Annotated in this window: 22 protein-coding genes; 7 read left to right on the top strand and 15 right to left on the bottom strand. The window is 62.0% G+C overall.

What is annotated here, in order from left to right:
• Window positions 1-47: 47 nt before the first annotated feature.
• From mgrA to CHEJ32_RS0111725, 3 genes are read right to left on the bottom strand one after another with little or no spacing between them, the layout of a single operon-like run.
• The gene (gene mgrA, locus CHEJ32_RS0111735; RefSeq protein WP_028034048.1) at window positions 48-1,091 is read right to left on the bottom strand and encodes an L-glyceraldehyde 3-phosphate reductase; all 1,044 of its coding nucleotides are present in this window, start codon (window positions 1,089-1,091) and stop codon (window positions 48-50) included.
• Window positions 1,088-2,236 (bottom strand): Gfo/Idh/MocA family protein, encoded by a 1,149-nt coding sequence (locus tag CHEJ32_RS0111730; protein WP_028034047.1) that lies wholly within the window; start codon window positions 2,234-2,236, stop codon window positions 1,088-1,090. The genes mgrA and CHEJ32_RS0111730 overlap by 4 nt, the downstream gene beginning before the upstream one ends.
• Window positions 2,236-2,997 (bottom strand): sugar phosphate isomerase/epimerase, encoded by a 762-nt coding sequence (locus tag CHEJ32_RS0111725; RefSeq protein ID WP_028034046.1) that lies wholly within the window; start codon window positions 2,995-2,997, stop codon window positions 2,236-2,238. Before CHEJ32_RS0111725 ends, CHEJ32_RS0111730 begins: the two co-directional genes overlap by 1 nt.
• A gap of 630 nt (window positions 2,998-3,627) precedes the next feature.
• Between CHEJ32_RS0111725 and pcaD the strand changes: the two genes are divergently transcribed.
• Window positions 3,628-4,422 (top strand): 3-oxoadipate enol-lactonase, encoded by a 795-nt coding sequence (gene pcaD / locus CHEJ32_RS0111720; RefSeq protein WP_028034045.1) that lies wholly within the window; start codon window positions 3,628-3,630, stop codon window positions 4,420-4,422.
• Window positions 4,423-4,451: 29 nt separating this feature from the next.
• Window positions 4,452-4,787 carry a TIGR01244 family sulfur transferase gene (locus CHEJ32_RS0111715; RefSeq protein ID WP_028034044.1) on the top strand — a complete coding sequence of 112 codons (336 nt, stop codon included), beginning with the start codon at window positions 4,452-4,454 and terminating at the stop codon, window positions 4,785-4,787.
• 124 nt (window positions 4,788-4,911) lie between these two features.
• On the opposite strand, the gene tdh is transcribed toward CHEJ32_RS0111715, so the two are convergent.
• Complete coding sequence (tdh, locus tag CHEJ32_RS0111710; protein ID WP_028034043.1) at window positions 4,912-5,946, bottom strand: L-threonine 3-dehydrogenase; 1,035 nt, start codon at window positions 5,944-5,946, stop codon at window positions 4,912-4,914.
• A gap of 21 nt (window positions 5,947-5,967) precedes the next feature.
• A complete protein-coding gene (locus CHEJ32_RS0111705; RefSeq protein ID WP_028034042.1) occupies window positions 5,968-7,155 on the bottom strand; it encodes a glycine C-acetyltransferase in 1,188 nt (395 codons plus the stop codon).
• Window positions 7,156-7,329: 174 nt separating this feature from the next.
• Between CHEJ32_RS0111705 and queF the strand changes: the two genes are divergently transcribed.
• From queF to CHEJ32_RS24540, 4 genes are all read left to right on the top strand, one after another.
• On the top strand, window positions 7,330-7,791 hold the full coding sequence (gene queF, locus CHEJ32_RS0111700; protein ID WP_028034041.1) for a preQ(1) synthase: 462 nt from the start codon (window positions 7,330-7,332) through the stop codon (window positions 7,789-7,791).
• Between the two features lie 50 nt (window positions 7,792-7,841).
• On the top strand, window positions 7,842-9,701 hold the full coding sequence (mutL, locus tag CHEJ32_RS0111695) for a DNA mismatch repair endonuclease MutL (protein WP_028034040.1): 1,860 nt from the start codon (window positions 7,842-7,844) through the stop codon (window positions 9,699-9,701).
• 63 nt (window positions 9,702-9,764) lie between these two features.
• On the top strand, window positions 9,765-9,992 hold the full coding sequence (locus tag CHEJ32_RS0111690) for a DUF2093 domain-containing protein (RefSeq protein WP_028034039.1): 228 nt from the start codon (window positions 9,765-9,767) through the stop codon (window positions 9,990-9,992).
• Window positions 9,993-10,169: 177 nt separating this feature from the next.
• Entirely contained in the window at window positions 10,170-11,327 is a 1,158-nt protein-coding gene (locus CHEJ32_RS24540; RefSeq protein ID WP_051469618.1) for a diguanylate cyclase, read from the top strand.
• Between the two features lie 22 nt (window positions 11,328-11,349).
• Here CHEJ32_RS24540 and lpxK read toward each other — a convergent pair whose 3' ends face one another.
• From lpxK to CHEJ32_RS0111655, 6 genes are all read right to left on the bottom strand, one after another.
• A complete protein-coding gene (gene lpxK / locus CHEJ32_RS0111680; protein WP_028034038.1) occupies window positions 11,350-12,381 on the bottom strand; it encodes a tetraacyldisaccharide 4'-kinase in 1,032 nt (343 codons plus the stop codon).
• Window positions 12,382-12,385: 4 nt separating this feature from the next.
• Window positions 12,386-13,705, bottom strand: a complete 1,320-nt coding sequence (waaA, locus tag CHEJ32_RS0111675; protein ID WP_028034037.1) for a lipid IV(A) 3-deoxy-D-manno-octulosonic acid transferase — start codon at window positions 13,703-13,705, stop codon at window positions 12,386-12,388.
• Window positions 13,702-14,445, bottom strand: a complete 744-nt coding sequence (locus CHEJ32_RS0111670; protein ID WP_084032778.1) for a lysophospholipid acyltransferase family protein — start codon at window positions 14,443-14,445, stop codon at window positions 13,702-13,704. Before CHEJ32_RS0111670 ends, waaA begins: the two co-directional genes overlap by 4 nt.
• A 60-nt stretch (window positions 14,446-14,505) precedes the next feature.
• Window positions 14,506-14,757, bottom strand: a complete 252-nt coding sequence (locus CHEJ32_RS0111665) for a DUF4170 domain-containing protein (protein WP_028034035.1) — start codon at window positions 14,755-14,757, stop codon at window positions 14,506-14,508.
• 127 nt (window positions 14,758-14,884) lie between these two features.
• Window positions 14,885-15,685: a 3'(2'),5'-bisphosphate nucleotidase CysQ gene (locus CHEJ32_RS0111660; RefSeq protein ID WP_028034034.1), complete on the bottom strand. Its 801-nt coding sequence runs from the start codon at window positions 15,683-15,685 to the stop codon at window positions 14,885-14,887.
• Window positions 15,672-17,009, bottom strand: coding sequence for a TldD/PmbA family protein (locus CHEJ32_RS0111655; RefSeq protein ID WP_028034033.1), 1,338 nt, complete (start codon window positions 17,007-17,009; stop codon window positions 15,672-15,674). Before CHEJ32_RS0111655 ends, CHEJ32_RS0111660 begins: the two co-directional genes overlap by 14 nt.
• Before the next feature lie 265 nt (window positions 17,010-17,274).
• Between CHEJ32_RS0111655 and CHEJ32_RS0111650 the strand changes: the two genes are divergently transcribed.
• Complete coding sequence (locus CHEJ32_RS0111650) at window positions 17,275-19,074, top strand: monovalent cation:proton antiporter-2 (CPA2) family protein (RefSeq protein ID WP_028034032.1); 1,800 nt, start codon at window positions 17,275-17,277, stop codon at window positions 19,072-19,074.
• A gap of 296 nt (window positions 19,075-19,370) precedes the next feature.
• Here the strand turns inward: CHEJ32_RS0111650 and CHEJ32_RS0111640 are convergent, their stop codons facing one another.
• The 4 genes from CHEJ32_RS0111640 to rsmD form a co-directional block, all read right to left on the bottom strand.
• A complete protein-coding gene (locus CHEJ32_RS0111640; RefSeq protein ID WP_028034031.1) occupies window positions 19,371-20,258 on the bottom strand; it encodes a patatin-like phospholipase family protein in 888 nt (295 codons plus the stop codon).
• 97 nt (window positions 20,259-20,355) lie between these two features.
• Window positions 20,356-21,711 carry a pitrilysin family protein gene (locus CHEJ32_RS0111635; protein WP_245261070.1) on the bottom strand — a complete coding sequence of 452 codons (1,356 nt, stop codon included), beginning with the start codon at window positions 21,709-21,711 and terminating at the stop codon, window positions 20,356-20,358.
• Window positions 21,708-23,069: a pitrilysin family protein gene (locus CHEJ32_RS0111630; protein WP_028034029.1), complete on the bottom strand. Its 1,362-nt coding sequence runs from the start codon at window positions 23,067-23,069 to the stop codon at window positions 21,708-21,710. Before CHEJ32_RS0111630 ends, CHEJ32_RS0111635 begins: the two co-directional genes overlap by 4 nt.
• Window positions 23,070-23,158: 89 nt before the next feature.
• Window positions 23,159-23,719, bottom strand: coding sequence for a 16S rRNA (guanine(966)-N(2))-methyltransferase RsmD (gene rsmD, locus CHEJ32_RS0111625; protein WP_028034028.1), 561 nt, complete (start codon window positions 23,717-23,719; stop codon window positions 23,159-23,161).
• Window positions 23,720-23,723 lie beyond the last annotated feature (4 nt).

Genomic DNA, 23,723 nt, shown 5'->3' with positions numbered 1-23,723 from the left:
TCGTTTGTCCTTGATCGGACGCCGAAATCAACCCGCAGCCATGGCGATCACCGCTGCGGTCCCCGCCTTTCCGCAGAGGCGGCCCAGAGATTGATGTCGGCTTCCCTGGCGTAGGCATCGATCTCGGCCAGTTCGTCTACCGTAAAATCGGCAGTCTCCAGCGCTGCGGCGATCTCCACTACCTGCTCCGGGCGGCTTGCACCGATCAAGGCTGTCGTCACCCGCCCTCCACGCAGAACCCAGGCGACCGCCATCTGCGCCAGGCTTTGACCGCGGCGCTCTGCGATCTCGTTCAGACGTCGGATGTTTCCGATCGTGTTCTCGTTGATGAATTCCTTCCGGAGCGATTTGCCCTGCGCGGCACGGCTCTCCGCCGGGATACCGCCCAGATATTTGGTCGTGAGCATGCCTTGGGCGAGCGGGGAGAACGCTATACAGCCGACGCCCAGCTCTTCGAGAGTATCCAGAAGGCCATCGTCTTCCACCCAGCGATTGAGCATGGAATAGCTCGGCTGATGGATGAGGCAGGGCGTGCCGAGTTCTTCGAGGATGGCCACCGCCTCGCGCGTGCGACGGGAGTTGTAGGACGAGATGCCGACATAAAGCGCCCTACCCGATCGCACGATGTGATCGAGCGCCATCATCGTTTCTTCCAGCGGTGTGTCCGGATCGAAGCGGTGGGAATAGAAGATATCGACATAGTCGAGACCCATACGCTTCAGACTCTGGTCGCAGCTGGCGATCAGATATTTGCGGCTTCCCCATTCCCCATAGGGGCCCGGCCACATCAGATAGCCTGCCTTCGAGGAAATGATGAGCTCATCGCGATGCCCGGCAAAGTCGGTGCGCAGGATCTCGCCGAAGGCTTCCTCGGCCGCGCCCGGCGGCGGCCCGTAATTGTTGGCGAGATCGAAATGGGTGATGCCGAGATCGAATGCGGTTCGGCAAATCGCCTGCTTCAGCTCGTACGGACGATCTTCGCCGAAATTGTGCCAGAGCCCTAGCGAGATCGCGGGCAACTTCAGCCCGGAACGGCCACAGCGCCGGTATTGCATCTTCTCGTAACGTCTCGGCGAAGGCTCCCAGCTCATGCAAACTCCCTTTCCGCCAACAATTGCCGCGCAGCCTTTTCGTCGAGCATATCCGGCCGCTCACAAGTGGTCGTGAGATCGACGAAGCTGCCCGTCTGTGCGGATTTGAGGATCGAGGTCATGACGTCGATCGTGTGCAGGGCCATCTGCGGCGAGCACCGATGGGGCCGGCCTTCCAGAATGGCCAAGGCCATGTCGGCTAGGCCCGCCGTGCGATAATTGGCCAGCATCTGCCCGTCATTCGCCTGTTGATTCAAAACGCCCAGCGGGTGATTCCACTTGGGCATGTCCACCACCTTCTCCTCGTTGGTGACGATGAGATCGCCGCCGAAGAAATTCGGGTCGGGAAGATGGAGGGAGCCTTTCTCACCGTAGAGCTCCATGTTCGCGTGCTTGTGGTGCCAAACGTCCCAGGACGCACCAAGCGTCACCACTGCGCCGCTCACAAATTCCATGACAGCATGGATGGTGGTTGGCGTTTCGACAATGATCCTTTCTCCATATCGGGCCTGAGAACGGATGACCCGTTCCTTTGCCGGGATGGACGCGAGTGCGCCCACCCGCTTCACCGGGCCCAAGAGCTGGACGAGATTGGTTACGTAATAGGGGCCTAGGTCCAGCACCGGCCCGGCGCCCGGCTTGAAGAAGAAGTCCGGGTTGGGATGCCAGTGTTCCATGCCATGGCTCATCACATGGCAGGTGCCGCTGACGATCTTCCCGACCGCGCCGGAGTCGATCACGCTACGCGCAAGCTGATGCGAGCCGCCGAGGAACGTGTCGGGGGCCGATCCGACGCGCACCCCCCTCCTCTTCGCCAGTTCGATCAGCGCCTTTCCGTCCTCGACCGACAGCACGAAGGGTTTCTCGGAATAGACATGCTTGCCGGCTTCGATCGCCCGGCGGGACACTTCGTAATGGGCGGCGGGGATGGTGAGATTGACGACTATGTCGATGTCGTCGGCCTGAAGCAGCCCCTCCACCGTTTCCTGGCGCAGCTTGAATTCGTCGGCGCGCTTTCTTGCCGCCTCCGGATCGACATCTGCGCAGGCGCGCATCTCTATGCCGCGAAAGAGCGGCGCAAGCCGCATATAGACGGCCGAAATGTGGCCGCAGCCGATCACTCCTACGCCCAGCTTGTTGGTCATTACTGCACCCTTAGAAAGGTCCGTGCGTTCTCGATCGAACGGCGCGCGAAACGTTCGTCATCACTCGGATTGTCGTGCTCCATGATGAAGAAACGTGCATCCGTTCTGTCCTGCACAAAGTTCAAAATCATCTCCCAGTCGATCGTGCCGGTGCCGACATCGGCCCAACCGCCTTCATCCTCGGCCTCGCCCGCCGGCGCGAGGTCCTTCACGTGGATAGAGGAAACACGGCCAGCATATTTCCCGATCCATTCGATCGGATCGGCTCCGCCTCGCACGATCCACGCAACGTCCGCCTGCCAGGAAAGCTCCGGACCTCCACGGAAAATTTCGTCCAGCGGGATCGATCCATCTGAAAGCGGTCGGAACTCGAAGTCGTGGTTGTGCCATCCGAAAACGATCCCCGCCCTGCTGAGCGGCTCGCCTGCTTTCTGAAGCCTTTCCCCAAACCTGGCATAGCCGGCGGCATCCACCGGACGCTGGTCCGGCGGAAGGAATGCGCAATAGGCTGCTTTCATCCCGACTGTCCTGGCGATCTGGACAACCTTGGCTGGCTCTCTTTCGAGCATATCCAGCCCGAAATGGCCGGACGTCATCGTGATTCCCGCTTCTGACAGTGCTTCCTTCAGCGCCGGCAGATCCGTGTAGCTCCCGGCGGTGCCTTCAACCTGCGTATAACCCAACCTTTTGAGCATACTGAGCGTCTCGCTGAGGGGCCCGAATTCGCGGGAGGAATAAAGCTGATAGGAAAACTCGGTCATGTCGATCTCCCAACGCATGGCGGTCCAGATGGATGGCTGCAGCTCTGACAAGTCAAAACCGCATAGCGGGAGGGATGTTCTGGATCAGGCTCGATTGACGTCTCCTGCCGGTGTTCCGTTCGGGCCGGCGGCGCCGATCCGTTCAGAAGCCGAGCGAGCTTTCGCGCGATGTCATCCTTAGGCGATGCCGTCCGCAAATCGACAATGACGAGTAGAGCGGCATCGCGGCCGCGGCGCCGAGCCACGGGCCTCCCTTCGGCCGAGACCGCCGTCGGACGCATGCATTTCGCCAGCATATCGGCGGTGACTCCCGGGCTGCCGCCCGCCTGCGCCGCCATTTTTCCTCCCTTGGAGCCGCTTTGAGCGGTCCCCCTTTTTTGGCCTCCACCCAATCGAACGAGAGCGAGAAACCCTCTGAAATCGATTACATCGCAGATTGATTTACCGCCTTTCAGGTGTCAACCGATTTGGTCCGGCGATCGCTGTTTTTTTCGCAAATCGAAAAAACTATCCCGGGCCTTTGGCTCCGCCGCCGGTGTGGCTGAGCCGGCAGACATTCCGATCTGCGGCGACATTGACGCGCCCGCGGCTTTTCCCTTAGACACCAAGCCGGATGATGAGGGGTGTGACATGCCATTTGCGCGCGTGAACGGAGTTGTCCTGCATTACAGGACACGGGGGCCTGAGGGGCGCCCGGTTCTCGTCTTCTCCAACTCGCTCGGCACAGACTTCCGGATCTGGGATGATATGGCCACCCTGCTAGAGGGCGAGTTTCGCCTCGTCTTCTATGACAAGCGCGGGCATGGGCTTTCGGAGGCCACGCCTCAGCCTTACGCGATGACGGATCACGTGAAGGATGTTGCCGCCCTGCTCGACCATCTTAAGGTTACCAGCGCAACGATTGTCGGCCTATCGGTTGGTGGAATGATCGCCCAAGGGCTCGCCGCGTTCAGGCCCGATCTGGTTCAAGCCCTGGTGCTTTGCGACACGGCCCAGAAGATCGGCAATGACGATCTTTGGAATACCCGCATCAAAACGGCCATTGAGAGCGGCATTGCGCCCATGGCCGAGGGCATCATGCAGCGCTGGTTCACGCCGGGTTTCCGCTCGCTCGAGAACCCGGATTATGTGGGCTATCTCGCCATGCTGACGCGCCAGAGCCCCGACGGCTATGCCGGAACCTGCGCGGCCCTTCGCGATGCGGATCTGACGGAATCCACGCGCGCGCTGAAGCTGCCCACGCTCTGCATCGTTGGAGATCAGGATGGCTCGACGCCACCCGCCTTGGTTCGGGAATTGGCCTCGCTCATCGAGGGCGCGCGCTTCGAGATCGTCGAGGGTGCCGGGCATCTTCCGTGCATCGAGCAACCGGAAAGAACAGCAACGCTCATCCGTTCCTTCCTGAAAGAGGTTGGAATAGGCTGACACCGTCGGGCGCTTTGAAAGGAAAGCAGATGGATATTCGCAAGGTCAACGAGGATTTCGCTGTTACAGGGCAGATCGCCCCTGTGCAGGTCGCGGAGATCGCGGGCGCGGGCTTCAAGAGCATCGTCTGCAATCGCCCGGATACGGAAGATGGCGCAGTCCCCCACGATGCCGTGGAGGAAGCCGCGCGCGAAGCCGGCCTCGAATTCCGCTTTCTGCCTGTCGTCTCCGGCGCCATTACGGAGGAGAATGTACGGGACATGGCGGCAATCCTGGAAGACCTGCCGCGGCCGGTGCTGGCCTACTGCCGCAGCGGTGCCCGCTGCCTCAATCTTTACGGGCTGGTGCAGGAGATGAAGGGCTAATCCTGGGCGTGCCTCAGCTAAGGCGCTTTCCGAGAGCGCCTTCCTAGAACAATCGGTGCTTTGTCCGGGACCGGGGCGAAAGACGCCCGCGGTCGTGCATTCTGCCTGGCTTTTCCTCTGGTCGTCACCAATCCATGACGACCTTGCCGGCCTCACCGCTGCGCATCGCATCGAAGCCCTCGCGGTAATCTTCGGCTGAGATGCGGTGCGTGATAAGGCCTGAGACATCGAGCGGCCCCTGCACCAGGGCGATCATCTTGTACCAGGTCTCGAACATCTCGCGGCCATAGATGCCCTTCAGGTGGAGCATCTTGAAGATCACCTTGTTCCAGTCGATCTCGAAGCCGGTGGGCGCGATGCCGAGGATGGCGATCTTTCCGCCATTGTTCATGGCATCGATCATGTCGCGGAAGGCGGAGGCAGAGCCTGACATCTCAAGCCCAACGTCAAAGCCCTCGGTCATGCCGAGATCTCTCATGACATCCGCAAGCTTCTCTTCCCGCGCATTGACTGTGTGCCGCACGCCAAGCTTCTTTGCCAAGTCCAGCCGGCCGGGATTGATGTCGGTGATGACCACCTTGCGCGCGCCGACGCACTGAGCCACCAGCGCACCCATGATGCCGATTGGCCCTGCACCGGTCACCAGCACGTCCTCGCCCACGAGATCGAAGGAGAGCGCCGTGTGCACCGCATTTCCCAGCGGATCGAAGATCGCGGCGATCTCGTCCGGCACGTCGTCGGGGATCGCGACTACATTGTGCTGCGGCAAGGCGAGATATTCGGCGAAGGCGCCCGGGCGCTGCACACCCACACCCAGCGTGTTGCGGCAGAGGTGACCGCGACCCGCGCGGCAATTGCGGCAGTGCCCACAGACGATATGTCCCTCGCCCGAGACACGCTGGCCGACGCGGTATTCGGTCACCGCCGAACCGACATCGGCAACCTCGCCCACGAATTCATGGCCGGTCACAAGTGGCACGGGCACGGTCTTCTGCGCCCACTCGTCCCAGTTCCAGATATGAACATCCGTGCCGCAGATAGCCGACTTCTTCACCTTGATCAGCACGTCGTTCGGACCGATTTCCGGAACTGGCACCCACTCCATCCAGAGACCCTGCTCGGGCTTGGCTTTCACCAGGGCTTTCATCATGTTCGACATTTTCTGTTCCTTATCTGGCGGTCAGGAGACCAGCCCCAGTTCCCGGCCAACCATCCCGAAGGCTTCCGCCGCGCGATCGATATCCTCGTCCGAATGGGCGGCTGACATCTGGGTCCGGATACGCGCTTCGCCCTTTGGAACCACGGGGAAGGAGAAGCCGATCACGTAAATCCCGTGATCGAGCAGCCGTTCGGCCATTTTCGCGGCCAATGCGGCGTCTCCGATCATCACGGGGATGATCGGGTGCCCTTGGCCCGCGAGCGTGAAGCCGAGCCTTGTCATCTTGTCGCGGAAGCGTTCCGCATTGCCGTAGAGCTTGCGGCGCAAATCGTCTCCCTGCTCGACGATGTCGAATACCTTAAGCGAAGCCGCGGCGATGACCGGAGCCAGCGTGTTGGAGAAAAGATAGGGACGCGACCGCTGCCGGAGCCACTCCACCACTTCTTTTTTCCCGCTGGTGTAGCCGCCGGAGGCTCCGCCCAGCGCTTTGCCTAGCGTTCCGGTGACGATGTCCACCCGGCCTTCCACGCCGCAATATTCCGGCGTGCCGCGGCCATGAGCACCGACGAAGCCCACCGCATGGCTGTCGTCCACCATCACCATGGCGTCGTATTTTTCGGCTAGGTCGCAGATTGCCTGCAAGTTGGCGATGATACCGTCCATGGAGAAGACGCCGTCGGTGGCGATCAGCCGGAAGCGGGCGTCCTGCGCCTCTTTGAGCCGCTCCTCGAGTTCCTTCATGTCATTGTTGGCGTAGCGCAGCCGTCGCGCCTTGCAAAGGCGGACGCCGTCGATGATCGAGGCGTGGTTGAGCGCGTCGGAGATGATCGCGTCTTCGGGCCCCAGCAGTGTTTCGAACAGGCCGGTATTGGCGTCGAAGCATGAGGAATAGAGGATCGTGTCTTCATATCCCAGGAACTGGGAAATACGCTTTTCCAGCGCTTTGTGCTCCTCCTGCGTGCCGCAGATGAAGCGAACAGAGGCCATTCCGTATCCATAGCGGTCGAGCGCAGCCTTGGCCGCTTCCCGCAGTTCCTCATTGTCGGCGAGACCCAGATAGTTGTTGGCGCAGAAATTGAGCACCTTCTTGCCGCCGCTCTCGATCTCGGCGGACTGCATCGAGGTGATCACGCGTTCGCTTTTATAGAGCCCGGCGTCCTTCAGGCCTTCGATCTCCCGGGACAGGTGCTGGACAAAGGAAGCGGTCATAGGAACCTCATGAGAAACATCGCCGCAGAGATTGTTACGTCTATCTATAGCGCCTCGATTAGACCCGCCATGTGCGGGCCGTCAAACAGGCAGATGGGCGTCGCGGTATTTTCATTCCGCAGGAGGGCATGAAAGCCTATAAGCCAGCGTAACAGAAAGAAGGGAGCCATTCCCATGACTGATACCCAGAACCTTACCCAGCTGGGCCGCGATTCGGCTACGCCCTCCTCGCCGGAGGCTGCCGTGCTCGAAACGGTCCCGTTCTCGCGCGGAGACGGGCCGCCGGCGATCGTCCGCTTCACCTGTCCGGAATTCACGTCACTCTGCCCGGTGACGGGTCAGCCCGACTTTGCTCATATCGTGATCGACTACGCGCCGGACAAGCTTCTGGTCGAATCCAAATCCCTGAAGCTCTTCCTCACTTCCTTCCGCAATCATGGCGCATTTCATGAGGAATGCACAATCATGATCGGCCGACGCGTGGTGGAGGCGGCAAAACCTCTCTGGCTTCGGATCGGCGGCTACTGGTATCCGCGCGGCGGCATCCCCATCGATGTCTTCTGGCAGACCGGCGCGCCGCCCGAAGGAGCCTGGCTGCCGGAGACAGGCGTACCGCCCTATCGAGGACGAGGATAAAGGCGGCATAGACGTTTCGCGCGCCTGCCGAATCCGTCTATATAACCGGCATGCCGATCCGCGCGCTCTCCGACAATATCGTTAATCAGATTGCCGCCGGCGAAGTGATCGAGCGGCCCGCTAGCGTTGTGAAGGAGCTCGTGGAAAACGCGCTCGACGCCGGTGCGAAACGCGTCGAGGTGGCAACGGCGGGGGGCGGGCTCACGCTTATCCGTGTCGTCGATGACGGCGGCGGGATCCCGCAAGAGGAATTGCCGCTGGCCGTAGCCCGGCATTGCACTTCCAAGCTTTCCGACGACATCCACGATATCCGTACGCTGGGCTTTCGCGGCGAGGCGCTGCCTTCGATCGGCTCGGTGGGCCGGCTGACATTGCGTTCGCGCACGCCGGATGCCGACAGCGGGGCAGAAATGACAGTGGATGGCGGTCGCGTGGGAGTCGTGCGGCCGGTGGCCGCCAATCGCGGCACCACGGTCGAGGTCCGGGATCTCTTCTTCGCCACGCCGGCACGGCTCAAATTCATGAAGGGCGAGAGGGCGGAGGCCGCCGCGATCACTGATGTGGTCAAGCGCATCGCGCTCGCCTTCCCCGAGGTCCGCTTTACGCTCTCCGGCACCGATCGGACGCTCACCGATTTCCCGGCCGTTTCCGCCGACGGTGACGGGCTGCTGCGCCGCCTTGGCCAGATCATGGGTAAGGAGTTTCCCGAGAACGCACTGCCGATCGACGCGGAACGGGAGGGGGTCAGCCTCGCCGGCTATGTCTCCATCCCTTCCTTCACCCGCGGCAACGCGCTCAACCAGTTCGCCTATGTGAACGGGCGCCCGGTGCGCGACAAGCTGATCGCGAGCGCCATCCGCGGTGCCTATATGGACGTTCTGCCGAGAGATCGGCACGCCGTGACGGCTCTCTTCATTTCGCTCGATCCGGCATTGGTCGATGTCAATGTGCATCCGGCAAAAGCGGATGTCCGCTTCCGGGATCCGGGGCTGGTGCGAGGATTGATCGTGGGTGCCATCCGCCAGGCGCTGGAAGGAGCCGGCGTCCGCGCGGCCACAACGGGCGCCGCCGCCATGCTGCAGGCCTTTCGTGTTCCAGAGAGCGCCCCACTCCAGGACAACCGGGCCGTCGGTTTTGCTGCCGGCCACTCCTTCGGCGCCGAACGCCCACGCGGCGGATGGAGCATGGATCTCTCCCCAAGCCGCCCGCTTGAAGATGCCTTCGCTCCTGCGGGGTTCGCCGAGGCGCGGCAGGCCGCCTTTGATATCGGCACCGTTATCAGCGCCGATGCGCGCGCTGCCATTTCCGACGCTCCGTCGGATTTGACGAAGCGGCCGCTCGGCGCCGCCCGCGCGCAGGTGCATGAGAATTACATCGTGGCGCAGACGGAAGACTCGCTCGTCATTGTCGACCAGCATGCGGCCCATGAGAGGCTCGTCTACGAGGCGCTGAAAGAGGCAATCCATTCCAAGCCGCTTCCCGCCCAAATGCTGCTTATGCCGGAGATCGTCGATCTGCCGGACGAAGACGTCGAGCGGCTCTGCTCCCATGCGGATTTTCTTGCCCGGCTCGGTCTTGGCGTAGAGCGCTTCGGCCCGGGCGCGGTCTGCGTGCGGGAGACCCCGTCCCTGCTTGGTGAGGTGAACGTGGTCTCCCTCATCCGCGATCTGGCAGATGAGATCGCCGACAATGATACCGCAAACAGTCTGAAAGAGCGGATCGATCGCATCGCCGCCACCATGGCCTGCCACGGCTCAGTCCGCTCCGGCCGGAGGCTCAAGCCGGAAGAGATGAACGCGCTGTTGAGGCAGATGGAGGCGACGCCGGGCTCCGGCACGTGCAATCACGGCCGTCCGACCTATATCGAACTCAAACTTGCCGATATCGAGCGACTCTTCGGCCGCCGTTAACCAAGGCGCGCTTGACGGATCGGACGAAATGTGGCGCATGGATCGAAAATAAAAGGCTATCGCATGAACCGTTTCGAGGGCCCGGGCGCCCGTGAAGCACGTATACGTTATCTCGATGGGGACTTTCAGGTCCTGACCCCCGGCGCATTCGTAAGTTGCGCGGTGACCAGAGAGCATATCCCGCTGGAAGAGCTCAAATATTGGAGCGTCGAGCGCCAGGAGCCTTATCTCAATGCAGAGATATCGCTGCAAAAAGAACTGGAATTACATCCGGAGCTCAGACGACGTTAGCCCTGCCGTGATCGAAGGGGCCGATTCCGGCGCGGGGGACCGATATCGTCTCCTAATCTACTGGGACTCCGCTTCCCGTCTGGCCAACGGATCAGGTAACGGCTAGTAAGCCGTAGCAGACTCGCCCTCTTGTTTCAGGAAGGTCTCACGGCCTTCCGATGTTTGCCAGGCAGGCGCATGAAATTCGTCCCGCCCGTTTTGTTTCTTCTGTTCGGAATTGCGTTGGTCGGCCTGTGGGGCCTGGAGCGGAAGCTTCGTTTCGCAAGGATTCTGGCGGCAGGCTTCTGCGTACTCGCACTCGCGATGTTCAGCCACTTCGGTGGGATACCGCCGGAAGTCAGGCAAAACGCCGTGGTATCCGGCTTCCTTTATGCGGCGAGCATGGTTCTGATCGGCGATGGCATGCTGCAGCGCTCGGGAAAACGGTTCCCCGCCTGGTTGGCGCTGCTCTATCTGACGGGGATCACCGGCGCGCTCTGGTATTACGCCTATATCGACCGTGATCTCATCGCGCGCATCTACGTGCTTAATTTCGGAATGGGAGCGATCCTGCTTCATGCGGCCTGGAGGGCGCGCTTCCTGATCAGAGGCTCTTGGACCGACAGGGCGCTCCTTCTGCTCCTCCTCCTGTCAGGGCTCCATTTCTTTCCGCGCACGCTTCTTACCATCGGCTCCGTAAGCATGCCGACCACCCCCCAGCAATTCGGCCAGACCGAGTTCTGGCATATGGTGGTGCTTTCCACCTCTCTCCTGGGCGCTATGGGCGGCTTGTGCCTGCTCGGCATTATCGTGGTCGATATTGTCTCCAAGCTCAGGCAGGAACGGGATCTCGACCCGCTGACGGGCGTACTGAACCGCCGCGGCCTGGAGCGCAGCATCCGCAAGTTGGAGGCGGTAGAGCGTGGCCTTATCCGCGTGGTCGCTGCATGCGATCTCGACCGCTTCAAGGCCATCAACGATACGTACGGACACTATGCCGGCGACGCGGTCCTCAGCACCTTTGCCGAAATCATCCGGCGGAACGTGCGCAAGGGGGACATCGTGGCCCGGACAGGAGGAGAGGAATTCGTCCTCGTCCTCGACCACATCAGCGAAGAGGAGGCCTTTGCTTTTTCCGAGCGGGTGCGCAGAGCAGTCGAGACGGGGCGTTTTCCCGGAGTCAGCGCAATGGAACCGGTGACATGCAGCTTCGGCCTCGCCCGGGCCCTGCCGGGTGAACCATTCTGGACCACAGTCAGGCGGGCGGACAAGGCCCTCTATCAGGCAAAACGGTCCGGCCGCAACCAGACCCGGGCCGAGTGGCAGGCCGGCAACCACGCAGATGCGCGAGCATAAAGCCTGACCGCGGCATTGGAGTTCAGGCCCCCAGCATACGCTCCCGCCAGGCCTGGAGGGCTGGCTGGATGATGAGATCCGGCGCCCGCGCCCCGTCGAAGACGGCCTCAATCATCAGCACTCGCACGGAAGCGGCAAACTCCCGCATGGCGAGAGGGCCCCGCTGGAGCCGCACGAAATCCTTTTCCGTGGTTACGAGCAACAAATCCTCCGCCTCGGCAATCGCCGAAAGCTCCCCCACCTCCTCCTCGGTAAACGGGTGGTGGTCGGGGAAGGAGTGCGTCTTCACGATATCGGCCCCGCTCTCCTGCAGGGAGGCGTAGAATTTCTGCGGATTGCCGATCCCCGCAAAGGCAAGCACGCGCTTACCCTTGAAGCCTTGCCTGGAACGCGGACGGACGCGTGCAGAAAAGACCGGTCTCCCGGCCCGGGAGGCGCTGCGCACCACGATCTCGGCGGCATCTCCCTTTCCCATGGTGACGACGCCGTCGACAAACCGCATCTGCTCTGTGAGTGGCGCTCTCAACGGTCCGCCTGGAAGGACGTGACCATTCCCCAGACCGCGCCAGGAATCGACGACAATAAGTGCATAATCGATGTGGATCTGTGCGCTCTGGAAGCCGTCGTCCATGATGATGAGCTCACAGCCCGCACGCACGAGGCGGTGCGCTCCGGCAATCCGGTCGCGCGCGACGACGGTGGGAGCATGGCGCGCAAGCAGCAACGGCTCGTCACCAACGGCGCGCGCGGAGTCCTCCTCCGGGTTTACGAAATGCGGTTTGGAAACGGTACCGCCATAACCGCGGCTTAAGAACCCGACCTTCAGTCCCCTGGCGATTGCATGGCGCGCCAAAGCAATGGCGATCGGTGTCTTGCCCTCCCCTCCTACGGTGAGATTGCCGATGCAAAGGACGGCCGCAGGAACCTTCTCGCGCTTGGCCGAGCGGAGGCGCGCGCTGGCGGCCAAGCCATAGGCCGAGGACAGAGGCCAGAGCGTCCAGGCCCGCCAGTCGGGCTTTTCCCACCAGAAGGGGGGCGCCTCGCTTGCGGCCATGGAATTACCCTCCCGCGTCACCGTTTTGCAGGCGGCTCTTCACGATCAGCGGGTGAATAAACGGTTCGAGCGCCGTCAATGTGCGGGAGAGCGCGCCCGACATCTCCTTCACCGTTTTCCTGCCTGCCGCGATCATCCCTTGGCGCATTTCGTCGTTCTTAAGCAGGAAGTTGACCGCACCGGCCAGCATTTGCGCGTCGCGCACCAGCTTGGCCCCGCCGCGCTCGATGAGCTTGCGATAGGAGTCGCGGAAATTCTGGACATCGACCCCCGAAAGGACCGCGGTCCCCAACATAGCGGGCTCCAGCGGGTTCTGGCCGCCTTTTCCGGTCAAGGAGCGGCCGACAAAGGCAATTTCGGTCAGCCGCAGGTAAAGGCCCATCTCTCCGATGCTGTTGCCGAGCAGGATGTCGGTTTTGGGCGAAACGAACGGACCTCCGTTGCGCAGGGCGACGTTCAACCCTCGTGCGGTGAGCTCCTCCTTCAAGGCAGCGCAACGCTCCGGGTGGCGGGGGACGATAATGGTCAAAAGATCCGGATGCCGCCTTTTGACGAGCGTGTGGACATCGGCTGCAATCATCTCCTCACCCTCATGGGTGGAGACGGCCGCCCAGGTCTTACGGCCATTGATCGTGCGTCGAAGCATTTCGAGCGCGTTCTGGTCGACCGGCGGCACATGCGTGTCGACCTTGAGGTTGCCGGAGACGGTGACAGGACGGGCCCCAAGCTGTCGGAAACGCTCGCCGTCAAGGTCCGACTGCGCAACCACATGCGCAAGATTTTCGAAGAGCGCTTCCGCAAGCGAGGGACGACGCTGCCAGCGTGCAAAGGAGCGGTCGGACATGCGGCCGTTCACCAAAACCTGGGGCACCCGCCGCGCGCCCAGTTCCAGAATGGTCAGCGGCCATATCTCGGACTCCGCCATGACGGCGAGATCAGGTTTCCAGTGGTTCAGGAAGCGGCTTACCGCCGGCTTCAGATCGAGCGGCACATATTGATGGATGATACGGTCCCCGAGCCGTTCCGCCGCAACGCTGGCCGAGGTGACCGTGCCGGTGGTGAGCACCACCTTGATGCCGCTCGACAGGAAATGCTCGATGAGCCCCATAACGGCCATCGTCTCGCCAACGCTCGCCGCATGCATCCAGATCAGAGGACCTTCGGGACGGGGAACATCCGACCGGCCATAACGCTCGTGCCGCCGCGCCCGATCCTCCTTGCCCTTGCTGACGCGCCAGGCGACATAGCCGCCGATGAGCGGGAAGGCCGCGGCCCCCGCCCAACGATAGGTCGTCAACATGGCACGTGCCCAACGTTCGCTCATTCTGCCTCACGACTGCGGTTGGAGGAATTCCCGTCGACGAGGTCATAGGCGTCCCGGGTGACGCGATTGAGCGCCTCGGTTACCTCTTGCCGCTTCCGTTCCATTTCCTGCTCATCCGCATCCGCTGCCACATAGATCGGATCGGCCATGATCACGGCGCACCGGCCGAAAGGAAGATTGAGCGTCGTCTTGTCCCATGTACGCTCCAGCACCTTGCGCCGGCTCGTCGCTATCGCCATGGGCACCACGGGGCGTCCCGAAAGCCTGGCCAGAGTCACGATGCCGAGCCCGGCCTCGCGCGGGGTTCCATGCGGGATATCCGCGATCATCGCCACATTGGAGCCCTCTTCGATGGCGCGCTTCAGCTGGATAAGCGCGGCCGCGCCACCTTTCTGGACGCTGTTTTTGCGCTGCCGCCCGCCCGAGCCGCGAACCACCCGAATGTCCATCTTTTCGGCGACCAGCGCGTTCAGCTCCGCATCCGCGCTTCTGGAAAAGAGCGCCACCAGCGGCTGTCGGCGGGGCTTGATAGCAGGCGCTAGCAGATGCTGTCCGTGCCAGAGTGCTATGATGAGCGGCGAGAACTTGTCGACGGTGCTTTCCACATCGTCCGAGCCCTCCACGCGCCTGTTCGTCCCGTCGATGATGCGAAGCGCCAGCGCCATCAGAGACGCCAGGATGTTCTTGACCAGACGGGAACGCGCCAGCGGCTTGCGAATCCGCCGCCACAACGCTTTCATCGGACGCTCCCGGCGCGGCTCTTTCACCACTGACGCAACAACCGCCCTATCCGCCATCAGTTAGCCGTGCCCGCCCTTATCCGAGTTCGGGTCGAGCAGGCGATGGAGATGGACGATGAAATAGCGCATGTGGGCATTGTCAACGGTTTGCTGCGCCTTTGCCCGCCAGGCCACCTCAGCGCTTTTGTAATCCCCATAGATACCCACGATGTCCAGCGCCTCAAGATCGCGAAACTCGGTGCTCGATAACGATTTCAGTTCGCCGCCGAACACAAGATGAAGAAGCTGCTTTTTGCCCTGATCCTCAGACATTGGCTCATCCTTCCCCTTTTAGGAGCTTTTGTGGCAAGCCCGCGAAGCAGTCGGCCTGATCTAGATTAATTCGGGCTCTTTGAAAACCTATGCTCGGCTTCAATGCTAACAACGCGTTGCGCCAGCCTTACTCCTCAAGAACGGCCGTCACGTCGGCCATGACCTCCAACAGTCTGCCGCTCCCGGCCACAAGCGCTCCGCGTCGCGGGTCCGGCCCTGCATAGTGCGGGCGCTGCATCGCTTCGCCGATGATGATGCCCCCCGCTTCCTGCAGGATGACATCCGCGGCTGCGAGATCCCAATCGTGGGAACGCGATTTCACGAAGGTAGCGTCCAGTACTCCGCTCGCCACAAGGGCGATCCGATAAGCGAGAGAGGGAACATAGGGATAAGGCGTCACCCGAGCATAGATCTCGGGCGGCAACGCCTTGATCATGCTTTTGGGCCCGGCAAGCGTAAGCTCGCGTCCGGCAACCTTGACGGCGATCGGCTCACCGTTGCGATGCGCCCCGCCACCGGAAAAGGCTGTGAAAACCTCTCCGCGCGCTGGGCAATCGAGCACGCCGGCAATTGCCCGGCCATTCTCGACCACGGCTATGCTCACGCACCACGCGCTTTGTCCTCCAAGAAAGGCGCGGGTACCATCGATCGGATCCACCACAAAAGTGCGTGGCGCACTCAACCTTTCCTGGTTGTCGACCGTCTCCTCCGAAAGCCACCCATAGTGCGGCCGCTTCGCCATAAGCACCTCACGCAGGAACAGGTCGACATCGAGATCCGCCTGGCTGACAGGGGACTTTCCTTCCTTCCACCACACTTCCGGGTCGCGGCGGAAATGCCGCATCGCGATGCGACCTGCCTCCCGCGCCGCGCCGGCAATCAGCGAAAGCTCCTGCTCGAGCGTAAAAGCAGCCTCACTCTCCGGCAATCGTCATCCCTTCGATGAGCAGGGTGGGCGCAGCGATGCCATAGTTCCGGTCGAGATCGCTCGCGGGCGTCATGTGCAGGAACATGTCGCGAAGGTTCGAGGCTATCGTTATCTCCGATACCGGATAGGCGATGGCGCCGTTCTCGATCCAGAAACCTGAGACACCCCGGCTGTAATCGCCGGTGACGAGATCCACACCATGGCCAAACAATTCGGTCACATAGAAGCCGCTCTTGACGGATGCCAGCATGTCCTCGGGCGAGATTTCTCCCGGCTCGATGGCCAGGTTCGTACAGGACGGATTGACCGCAGAGGAGGCGCGCACGCCGCGCCCATTGGTCTCAAGCCCCAATTCCTTTGCAACCGAGCTGGAAAGCAGCCAGCTTGTCAGGACGCCCTTTTCCACCGGAACGAGCGGAGTGCCTGCGACACCCTCACCGTCGAACGGCCGGGAATTCGAACCGCGCCGGCGGAAGGGATCGTCCGTCACTGTGATCCCTTCGGAAGCAACCTTCTTCCCCATCATGTCGCGCAGGAAACTTGTTTTTCGCGCTACCGAAGCGCCATTGATGGCCGCGGCGATATGTCCGGCAATTCCGCGCGCCACTCGGGGATCATAGATTACCGGAAAGACGCCCGTCTTTACGCGTCGCGGATTGAGCCGCTTCACCGCTCGCTCGCCGGCGGTGCGGCCGAGTTTCTCGGGCGTCTCGAGATCGGCGAAGTGCAGACGCGAAGAATAGTCGTAATCCCGCTCCATCTTCGTGCTTTGGCCGGCAATGACGCTGACCGACCGACCGAAGCGCGTAGCCGAATATTCGCCCACGAAACCGTGCGAGGTGGCAAGAACCAGCCCGCCCCTTCCGGCGCTCGCGCCCGCTCCCGCCGAGTTGGTGACACCGGGCACGGCAAGCGCTGCTTCTTCAGCCGCAAGCGCATCCTCCTTGAGGCGCTCCGCGGAGACCTCGGTCGAATCGACGAGGTCTAGGTCAACGATCTCGCGCGCGAGCCGGCCGGGATCGGCGAGCCCCTGATAGGGATCTTCCGGAGAGGCTTTGGCCATTGCGATCGCCCGCTCCGCAAGGGCGGTGGGATCGGAGCTCGTGGTGGCCGAAACGCTCGCCGCCCGCCGCCCGACGAAGACCCGCAGGGACATGTCGTCGCTTTCAGCCGATTCGGTGCCCTCGACCTTGCCGAGCCGCACCGACACGCTGCTGGAGCGGGAACGCATCACCACAGCATCCGCCGCGTCCGCCCCGGCGCGCTTTGCGGCCTCCACGAGGCTGGCGACGCGATCGAGGAGGCTTTTTTCATCAAGAGGCATGTTTGCTCCGCGCCTGAATTTCGTTCAACCCGCCGCTCGGCGGCTTCGTGACAATTTGGAGGAGATGGAACAGTGGGCAAGACATAGACATGAACTTCCATTTATGGTGGCCGGAGGGGCAGCGCAATGACCCCCGGTCCTCTACAGCATCGGCCACCGGGAATTCGGGTCGATTCCGCAGGGCCCGACACGTAGACTCACTGATTGTGGTTCGTCGTGCGCCCGGCCGGACGCGCGACCTTCAGACGAAAACCGGATGGGGCGCATGGAAGACGCCGCGCAAATCTATTATCAGCCGCTCCTCCTCCTGGGCGCTGCCGTCGTGGCAGCCCCGCTCTTCAAGCGGCTCGGGCTTGGCACGATCCTCGGCTATCTCGCGGCGGGCATTGCGATCGGCCCCATCGCGCGTCTTATCGCCGACGGCGAACTTCTCCTGCACGTCGCAGAGCTCGGTGTCGTTTTCCTGCTCTTCCTCATCGGCCTCGATCTCAACCCGTCGCGTCTCTGGGCCATGCGGCGGCAGATCTTTGGCTTGGGCGTCGCCCAGGTCATCGTGACGGGACCGTTGCTCGCGCTCGCCTGCCTGGTGCTCTTCGGTTTGCCGACCGCTGCCGCCATTGTGATCGGCTTCGGCCTTGCACTTTCTTCCACTGCGTTCGGCGTGCAGATCATGGAAACGGAAGGCACGGTGAACCTGCCTTATGGCCGAACCGCAATCTCCATCCTGCTCCTGCAGGATCTTGCGATAGCGCCTCTGCTCGCCCTTATTCCCCTCTTATCCCCCGGTGGAAACGGCGCTGCCGACATTACATGGAGCCGGTTCGCGCTCGCCCTCCTCTGCATCGCCGCACTGGTGGTCGCCGGGCGCTACCTCCTCAATCCCCTGTTCCGGCTGATCGGGAGCACGGGTGCACGCGAAGCGATGATCGCGGCTGCGCTCTTTGTCGTGCTGGGCTCGGCTCTGCTTCTGGATTTCGCCGGGCTCTCCATGGGGCTTGGCGCCTTCATAGCCGGGGTGCTGCTCGCAGACTCCTCCTATCGCCATGAGCTTACCGCCGATATCGAGCCGTTCCGAGGTATTTTGCTTGGTCTTTTCTTCATGGCCATCGGCCTCTCGCTCGATCTCGACGTCATCCTGCAGAATTGGTTGCTTATCGTCGGCCTGGTCCCGGCCTTCATGGCCGTAAAGGCGGTGCTCGCCTATGGGGTGTGCCGGCTGTTCAGTTGCGATCACAACGAGGCGGTGCACGTCGCCTCCGTTCTTCCGCAGGGCGGTGAATTCGGCTTCGTGCTCTTCACCGCAGCGTCCTCCGCCCTGATCTTTTCCGCCGCAACGGCGTCGCTTCTCATCGCGATCGTCACCCTTTCAATGGCGCTGACGCCCCTTGCGGTACGACTCGGCGGGCTTCTGATCCGCCTGGAAGAGCCCGAGAAGATAGACGAGACATTCGATGGGGCCGGCGCGGATATCATGATGATCGGCTTCTCGCGCTTCGGTCAGATCGCCTCACAAATCCTGCTGGCCGGCGGGACGGATGTCACGATCATCGATCACTCCGCGACGCGCGTGCGGGCCGTCGAGAAGTTCGGCTTCCGAATCTATTTCGGCGATGGCAGACGCAAAGAGGTTCTCGAGGCTGCTGGTATCCGCAAGGCGAAGGTGGTCGCGGTCTGCACCAATGTACGAACCACGACGGACGCGATCGTCAACATGATCAAGTCCGAATTCCCGCATGTTAAGCTCTTCGTGCGTTCCTACGATAGGGCGCACACGCTTTCACTCAGGGCTCGCGGCGTGGAGTATGAAATCCGCGAGACATTCGAATCGGCACTGCTTTTCGGTCAGCGCTCGCTCGAAGCCCTCGGTACCGATGAACAGATCGCCCAGGCCATCGTCGACGACGTGCGCAGGCGTGACGAAGAGCGGTTGGCTATACAGGCCGTCGAGGGGCCCGAGGCTGGCGGCGACAAGATGCATGTCCGCCCCGTCACACCCGAACCTCTCGTCAAACCTGCTCGCGAAGCGCGCCATTTGCCCCGGGTGCCGGAGGAGAACCCCGGCTAATCCGCCCGAGGACGATGCCCGGTGCCCTGCACTCTTCATCCGCCTGAATGCACCGCCCGAGCGATATGCTGTGAACTGCTGCGTCCGGCCTTGAATAGCGGAGTAGAAGCCCGATATTGGCTGTTCCATAGAAGCTCGGCAAGAGAGGTTGACGTGCTCGACGAAGGTGACCCGAATTATCGTGCAGGTATGCGTGAGGCTGTGCGAGGCTGGATATTCCTGATCATCATCACCGTCGCCTTCCTCGGGGCCGGGTGGTTCTGGATGAACTGATCTGGACGGAGACGTTCGATCCTTTAAGCGGCGTCCCGCTTCAGGATCGCCTCGACGGCATGCTTGAGTTCATCCTTGATGGAAGCCGTTTCTGCCATAATGGCGTCCATCTTCATAAAATCGAGCACGCGAAAGCCTGAGATGGCCGGCCGCAAAAGGATATCCGGGCGCTGCTTCTGCAGCTTCATCGCGATGATGGACTGCATCATGAGCTGCGTGGCACCGAACATCATCTCGATCGTGTTCGGAATCTTCGAGGTGCGCACGCTCGGCACGCCAACGACGTCCACAGCGATCAGGATGTCGGCAGCCCCTTCCAGGATATCGAACGGGACCGGATTGTAGATTCCTCCGTCGATCAGCATGCGGCCATCCCGCATGACCGGACGGAAGACGGCAGGGAGTGCCGCGGAAGCCGCAAGCGCAGACCATAGTTCCCCGCGGTCGAATACCGTGAGGCAGTGGCCGTAATAATCCGTAGCCGTGACGCGCAGGGGAATTTGGAGTTCCTCGAACGTATCGGGGATTCCTCGCGGCAGGAACTCACGCAGGATACGTTCCGCATTGAATTGGCCGAGACGCAGGCCCGTTTCGACCATTTCCGCAAACTTGGCCGGACGGGCGCGCCATATGCGGGCGGCAATCTCCGACCGGCGCGCGAGGACCGAGGCCGCATAGGCCCGGATATCTTTCCCAGGCATGCCGGCAGCCATGCCTGCGCCCATGATCGCTCCGATAGAAGAGCCGGAGATCACCACCGGGCGGATGCCGAGTTCGTCCAGCGCCTCGATGACATGGATATGCGCAAGCCCGCGCGCGCCACCACCGCCGAACGCGACAGCGAAGGTCGGGCCGGACGCTTTGCGTGCGGCCGGACCGGATTTTCTTTTCGCATGGTCCTGGTTAGCCATTATCTCACCTTTCCGGACGAACGGAGATGGAGCGCCGACAGTTCCGGGAGAGCCGGTTCTGTACCGGCAGCCGAGGCTTCCAGGCTGCCGGTAAGGCTCAGTTCTCGGCCTTGAGTTCGGGGCCGACGATAAGCACGGTGGGCTCGACGGAAAGGAGCCGTTTGGCCATTTCCTTCACGTCGTCCAGCGTCACCGCTTCGAAGAGCCCTACCCGCTGCTCGATATAATCCCGGCCGCGGCCGAGCCGTTGCAGGCCCACCAAGGTATTTGCGATCTGGCTCGTGGAGCTCAGTTGCGAGATCGCGTAAGAGCCGATCGCGTATTTCTTGGCATCGGCCAGTTCCTTCTCGGTCGGACCTTCCTCCACCATCTGCCGGATGACTTCCCGCGTCGTCCGCATCGTCTCGGCAGCACGATCAGCGCCGGTGGAGACACCGATCGAGAGGTCGCCCCAATCGATATTGGCATCGAGGCCGGCATAGGCGCCATAGGTGAGGCCGCGCTTCTCGCGCAGTTCCGTGAAGAGACGCGAGCTGAGGCCGCTGCCGCCCATCACCTCGGCGAGCAGCGTAGCCGAATAGATATCGGGGCTCGTCGCCGCCACGCCGGGATAAACGAAGCTGATCGACGTCTGAGGCCGGTCATAGACCTCCCGCACCTGCTTGCCGAAGTTGAGCTGCGGCGGCGGGATCTCGGCCACTTCGGCCTTCTCCGGGAGATCGCCGAAGACCTGGTCGAGCATCTGTTCCAGCGTCGCCGGGTCGATCGCGCCGACGACGCCCACGATCAGGTTGGAGCGGGCGAAAACCTTCTTGTGAAAATTGGCGAGATCCTCGCGCGTGACCGCAGCAAGCGTTTCCTCCGTCACCGGCCTTCCCAGAGGATGATCGCCATAAAGGGCGGCCATCAGGGCTTTCTGCCCCCTCGTGTCCGGATCATTGCTGTCCGATCTGACATCGGAAATCGCGACTGCTTTCTCCCGGTTGAACTCCGGTTCATCGAAGCGCGGCGATTTCATCGCGAGCGAAAGAAGCTCCAGTGGCTCCTCGGTCTCGCCCGCAAGGACGCGCAGCCTGCCGGACACCATGTCCGGGCTCGCACGGAAGGAAAGATCGGCCCCGGTTTCGTAGAGCCGCTGCTGGAACGTGTCGGAATCGAGGTCGCCCGCGCCGTTGTCGAGCAGCGAGGTCATCAGATCGACCATACCTTCCTTGCCCTTGGGATCCTCGTTGGTTCCACCCAGGAATGCGAAGGAAATGGCAATGATCGGGTCCGTCTGGTCCTCGACCAGCCATGCCTTGATGCCTTTTGGCGAGGTCACCTCGACGATGTCGAGATCTGCCCGGGCGGGAATGACGAGAGCGAAGAGGACCAATCCGAGCGAGAACGCCCGGAAAGAGATCCGGCGAGACATTTTCATGGTAATGGCCAACATCGATTGTTGCATCCTCATGCCGGGTCCTCCGCACCTACGGGCAAGAGGTAGCCCGCTACGCTGCGCCGAATCGTGAGATAGCGCTGAGCCACGTCCCGAATCCGGTCCGCCGTAACGGCGTCGATCCGCTCCCGGATCGAGGCGACATCATCGAGCGTTCCGCCCACCATCAGCGTCGTTCCCACTTCAAGCGCCCGCGACATCTGCCTCTCCCAGGAGAGGAGAAGCTGGCTGGCCAGCACCTTCTTGGCGGTCTCAAGTTCATGGTCGGACACGTTCTCGGACGCCATCTTCTCCAGTTCCTGATCGACGGCCTGCTGCACCTCGCGCAGCTTGTCGGGATCGATAGGCGAGGCGTAGACGCCAATCCGCGAATAGTCGCGGAAGTTCATGGAAGTCCAGGCGCCGGCCGACGAGGCGATCTGCTTCTTCACCACCAGTTCCTGGTAGAGCCTGCTGCGCTCGCCGCCTCCCAAAATGGTGGCAAGGAGCACCAGCGCATCCGCGTCATCGCGGTTCTGGCCGAAGGGCGCCGGGCCGAACCAGTTTCGCGAAAAGGAGGGTAGCGTTACGCGCGGGTCGCGCAGGATTTGGGCCTGCTCGACCTTCGGCTCGGGCTCCATCGGACGGATGCGAGGCGGCAGGTCGGGACCGCGTTCCAACTTGCCGTAGGTCTCTTCGGCAAGCTTCCGGACGGTTTCCACATCTACGTCGCCCGCCACGACCAGTACCGCATTGTTGGGCCGGTAATACTCGTCGTAGAAGGTCTGAAGCTGTTCCTTCGTCAAGTGCTCGATCTCGTGCATCCAACCGATAACCGGCGTGCCGTATGGATGGTTGTGGAACAGCGCGGCGCCAATCGCTTCCTGCAAGATACCGGACGGATCATTATCCACCCGCATTAGGCGCTCTTCCATCACGACACGCCGTTCCGTCTCGATCGCTTCGTCGCTCAGGACGAGGTTTCTCATGCGATCGGCTTCGAAAGCCATCATCTCGCCGAGAGCCGACGGCGGAACCTGCTCGAAATAGGCGGTGAAATCGTTGGTCGTGAAGGCGTTCTGGTTGCCACCCACCGCTTTGACGGCCGCTTCGAACGTGCCGGCCTCATGCGTCTTCGTGGCCTTGAACATCAGGTGCTCGAAAAAATGAGCGATCCCGGACTGGCCCGGCTCCTCGTCCGCGCCCCCTGCCTTGTAGAACAGGATGTGGGTCACCACCGGCACGCGCCTTTGTGGGATGACCACGACCTGAAGTCCGTTTTCGAGAATGAACGTATCGGCTTCGAACGCTCCGGAAGGGCTTTGCGCGGAAGCCTGGGGAAGAGTTGCCGCTGCCATAATCAGGAGCGCGGCGAGAAAGGATAAAAATCTCATCCAAATACCCTATTCAGCCTCAATAAGACCGGCCCGGCCCGATGCGCCGGCCGTCTCGCGGTGCGCGAGATGTACCACGCCTGATGTGGCTAAACTCTGACGAGTCCACAAAAAGCGAGCGTGCTTGAAGAATAGGTCCGCATCTCGTGGATGACCACGCCTTCCGGCGGTTTGAACGGCGTCGCCGCCGCTTCCTCCACGACAATAAGCGCGTCAGCGGTGAGCCAGCCGCCGACAAGAGCAGAGGCGACTGCCTTTTCACCGAGACCGCGCCCATAGGGCGGATCGGCGAAGACAAGATTGAACGGCTGCATCGTGCCGATGGGGCCAAGATGAGTCGCATCGCGCCGGAAGATTCGCGTCCGTCCTTGCAAACCAAGGCTTTCGACGTTTTCACGGATCAATGCACGGGCCCCCGCCGCCTCCTCCACGAACAGGCAATAACTCGCCCCGCGCGAAACGGCCTCTATGCCGAGCGCCCCGCTGCCGGAAAACAGATCAAGCACGCGTGCGCCTTCGACGGCACCCGGATAGGAATGTTTGAGGATGTTGAACAGAGACTCGCGGGCTCGATCCGTGGTCGGGCGAATCGCATCACTTTTTGGTGAAGCGAGACGCCGCCCGCTCAAATTGCCGCCGACGACGCGCATCAAG

Source organism: Chelativorans sp. J32, from assembly GCF_000518985.1.
Classification (GTDB): domain Bacteria; phylum Pseudomonadota; class Alphaproteobacteria; order Rhizobiales; family Rhizobiaceae; genus Chelativorans.
This window is presented reverse-complemented; position numbering and strand designations above follow the sequence as displayed.

Excerpts from the sequence above, each read along its gene's own strand:
- mutL (WP_028034040.1), top strand. The coding sequence starts at position 7,842 with ATGCCGATCCGCGCGCTCTCCGACAATATCGTTAATCAGATTGCCGCC.
- pcaD (WP_028034045.1), top strand. The coding sequence starts at position 3,628 with ATGCCATTTGCGCGCGTGAACGGAGTTGTCCTGCATTACAGGACACGG.
- queF (WP_028034041.1), top strand. The coding sequence starts at position 7,330 with ATGACTGATACCCAGAACCTTACCCAGCTGGGCCGCGATTCGGCTACG.
- CHEJ32_RS0111650 (WP_028034032.1), top strand. The coding sequence starts at position 17,275 with ATGGAAGACGCCGCGCAAATCTATTATCAGCCGCTCCTCCTCCTGGGC.
- CHEJ32_RS0111635 (WP_245261070.1), bottom strand. The coding sequence starts at position 21,711 with ATGAGGATGCAACAATCGATGTTGGCCATTACCATGAAAATGTCTCGC.
- CHEJ32_RS0111705 (WP_028034042.1), bottom strand. The coding sequence starts at position 7,155 with ATGACCGCTTCCTTTGTCCAGCACCTGTCCCGGGAGATCGAAGGCCTG.
- waaA (WP_028034037.1), bottom strand. The coding sequence starts at position 13,705 with ATGAGCGAACGTTGGGCACGTGCCATGTTGACGACCTATCGTTGGGCG.
- CHEJ32_RS24540 (WP_051469618.1), top strand. The coding sequence starts at position 10,170 with ATGAAATTCGTCCCGCCCGTTTTGTTTCTTCTGTTCGGAATTGCGTTG.
- CHEJ32_RS0111730 (WP_028034047.1), bottom strand. The coding sequence starts at position 2,236 with ATGACCAACAAGCTGGGCGTAGGAGTGATCGGCTGCGGCCACATTTCG.
- CHEJ32_RS0111655 (WP_028034033.1), bottom strand. The coding sequence starts at position 17,009 with ATGCCTCTTGATGAAAAAAGCCTCCTCGATCGCGTCGCCAGCCTCGTG.
- CHEJ32_RS0111630 (WP_028034029.1), bottom strand. The coding sequence starts at position 23,069 with ATGAGATTTTTATCCTTTCTCGCCGCGCTCCTGATTATGGCAGCGGCA.
- mgrA (WP_028034048.1), bottom strand. The coding sequence starts at position 1,091 with ATGAGCTGGGAGCCTTCGCCGAGACGTTACGAGAAGATGCAATACCGG.
- rsmD (WP_028034028.1), bottom strand. The coding sequence starts at position 23,719 with ATGCGCGTCGTCGGCGGCAATTTGAGCGGGCGGCGTCTCGCTTCACCA.
- CHEJ32_RS0111670 (WP_084032778.1), bottom strand. The coding sequence starts at position 14,445 with ATGAAAGCGTTGTGGCGGCGGATTCGCAAGCCGCTGGCGCGTTCCCGT.
- CHEJ32_RS0111665 (WP_028034035.1), bottom strand. The coding sequence starts at position 14,757 with ATGTCTGAGGATCAGGGCAAAAAGCAGCTTCTTCATCTTGTGTTCGGC.
- CHEJ32_RS0111640 (WP_028034031.1), bottom strand. The coding sequence starts at position 20,258 with ATGGCTAACCAGGACCATGCGAAAAGAAAATCCGGTCCGGCCGCACGC.
- tdh (WP_028034043.1), bottom strand. The coding sequence starts at position 5,946 with ATGTCGAACATGATGAAAGCCCTGGTGAAAGCCAAGCCCGAGCAGGGT.
- CHEJ32_RS0111690 (WP_028034039.1), top strand. The coding sequence starts at position 9,765 with ATGAACCGTTTCGAGGGCCCGGGCGCCCGTGAAGCACGTATACGTTAT.
- CHEJ32_RS0111725 (WP_028034046.1), bottom strand. The coding sequence starts at position 2,997 with ATGACCGAGTTTTCCTATCAGCTTTATTCCTCCCGCGAATTCGGGCCC.
- lpxK (WP_028034038.1), bottom strand. The coding sequence starts at position 12,381 with ATGGCCGCAAGCGAGGCGCCCCCCTTCTGGTGGGAAAAGCCCGACTGG.
- CHEJ32_RS0111715 (WP_028034044.1), top strand. The coding sequence starts at position 4,452 with ATGGATATTCGCAAGGTCAACGAGGATTTCGCTGTTACAGGGCAGATC.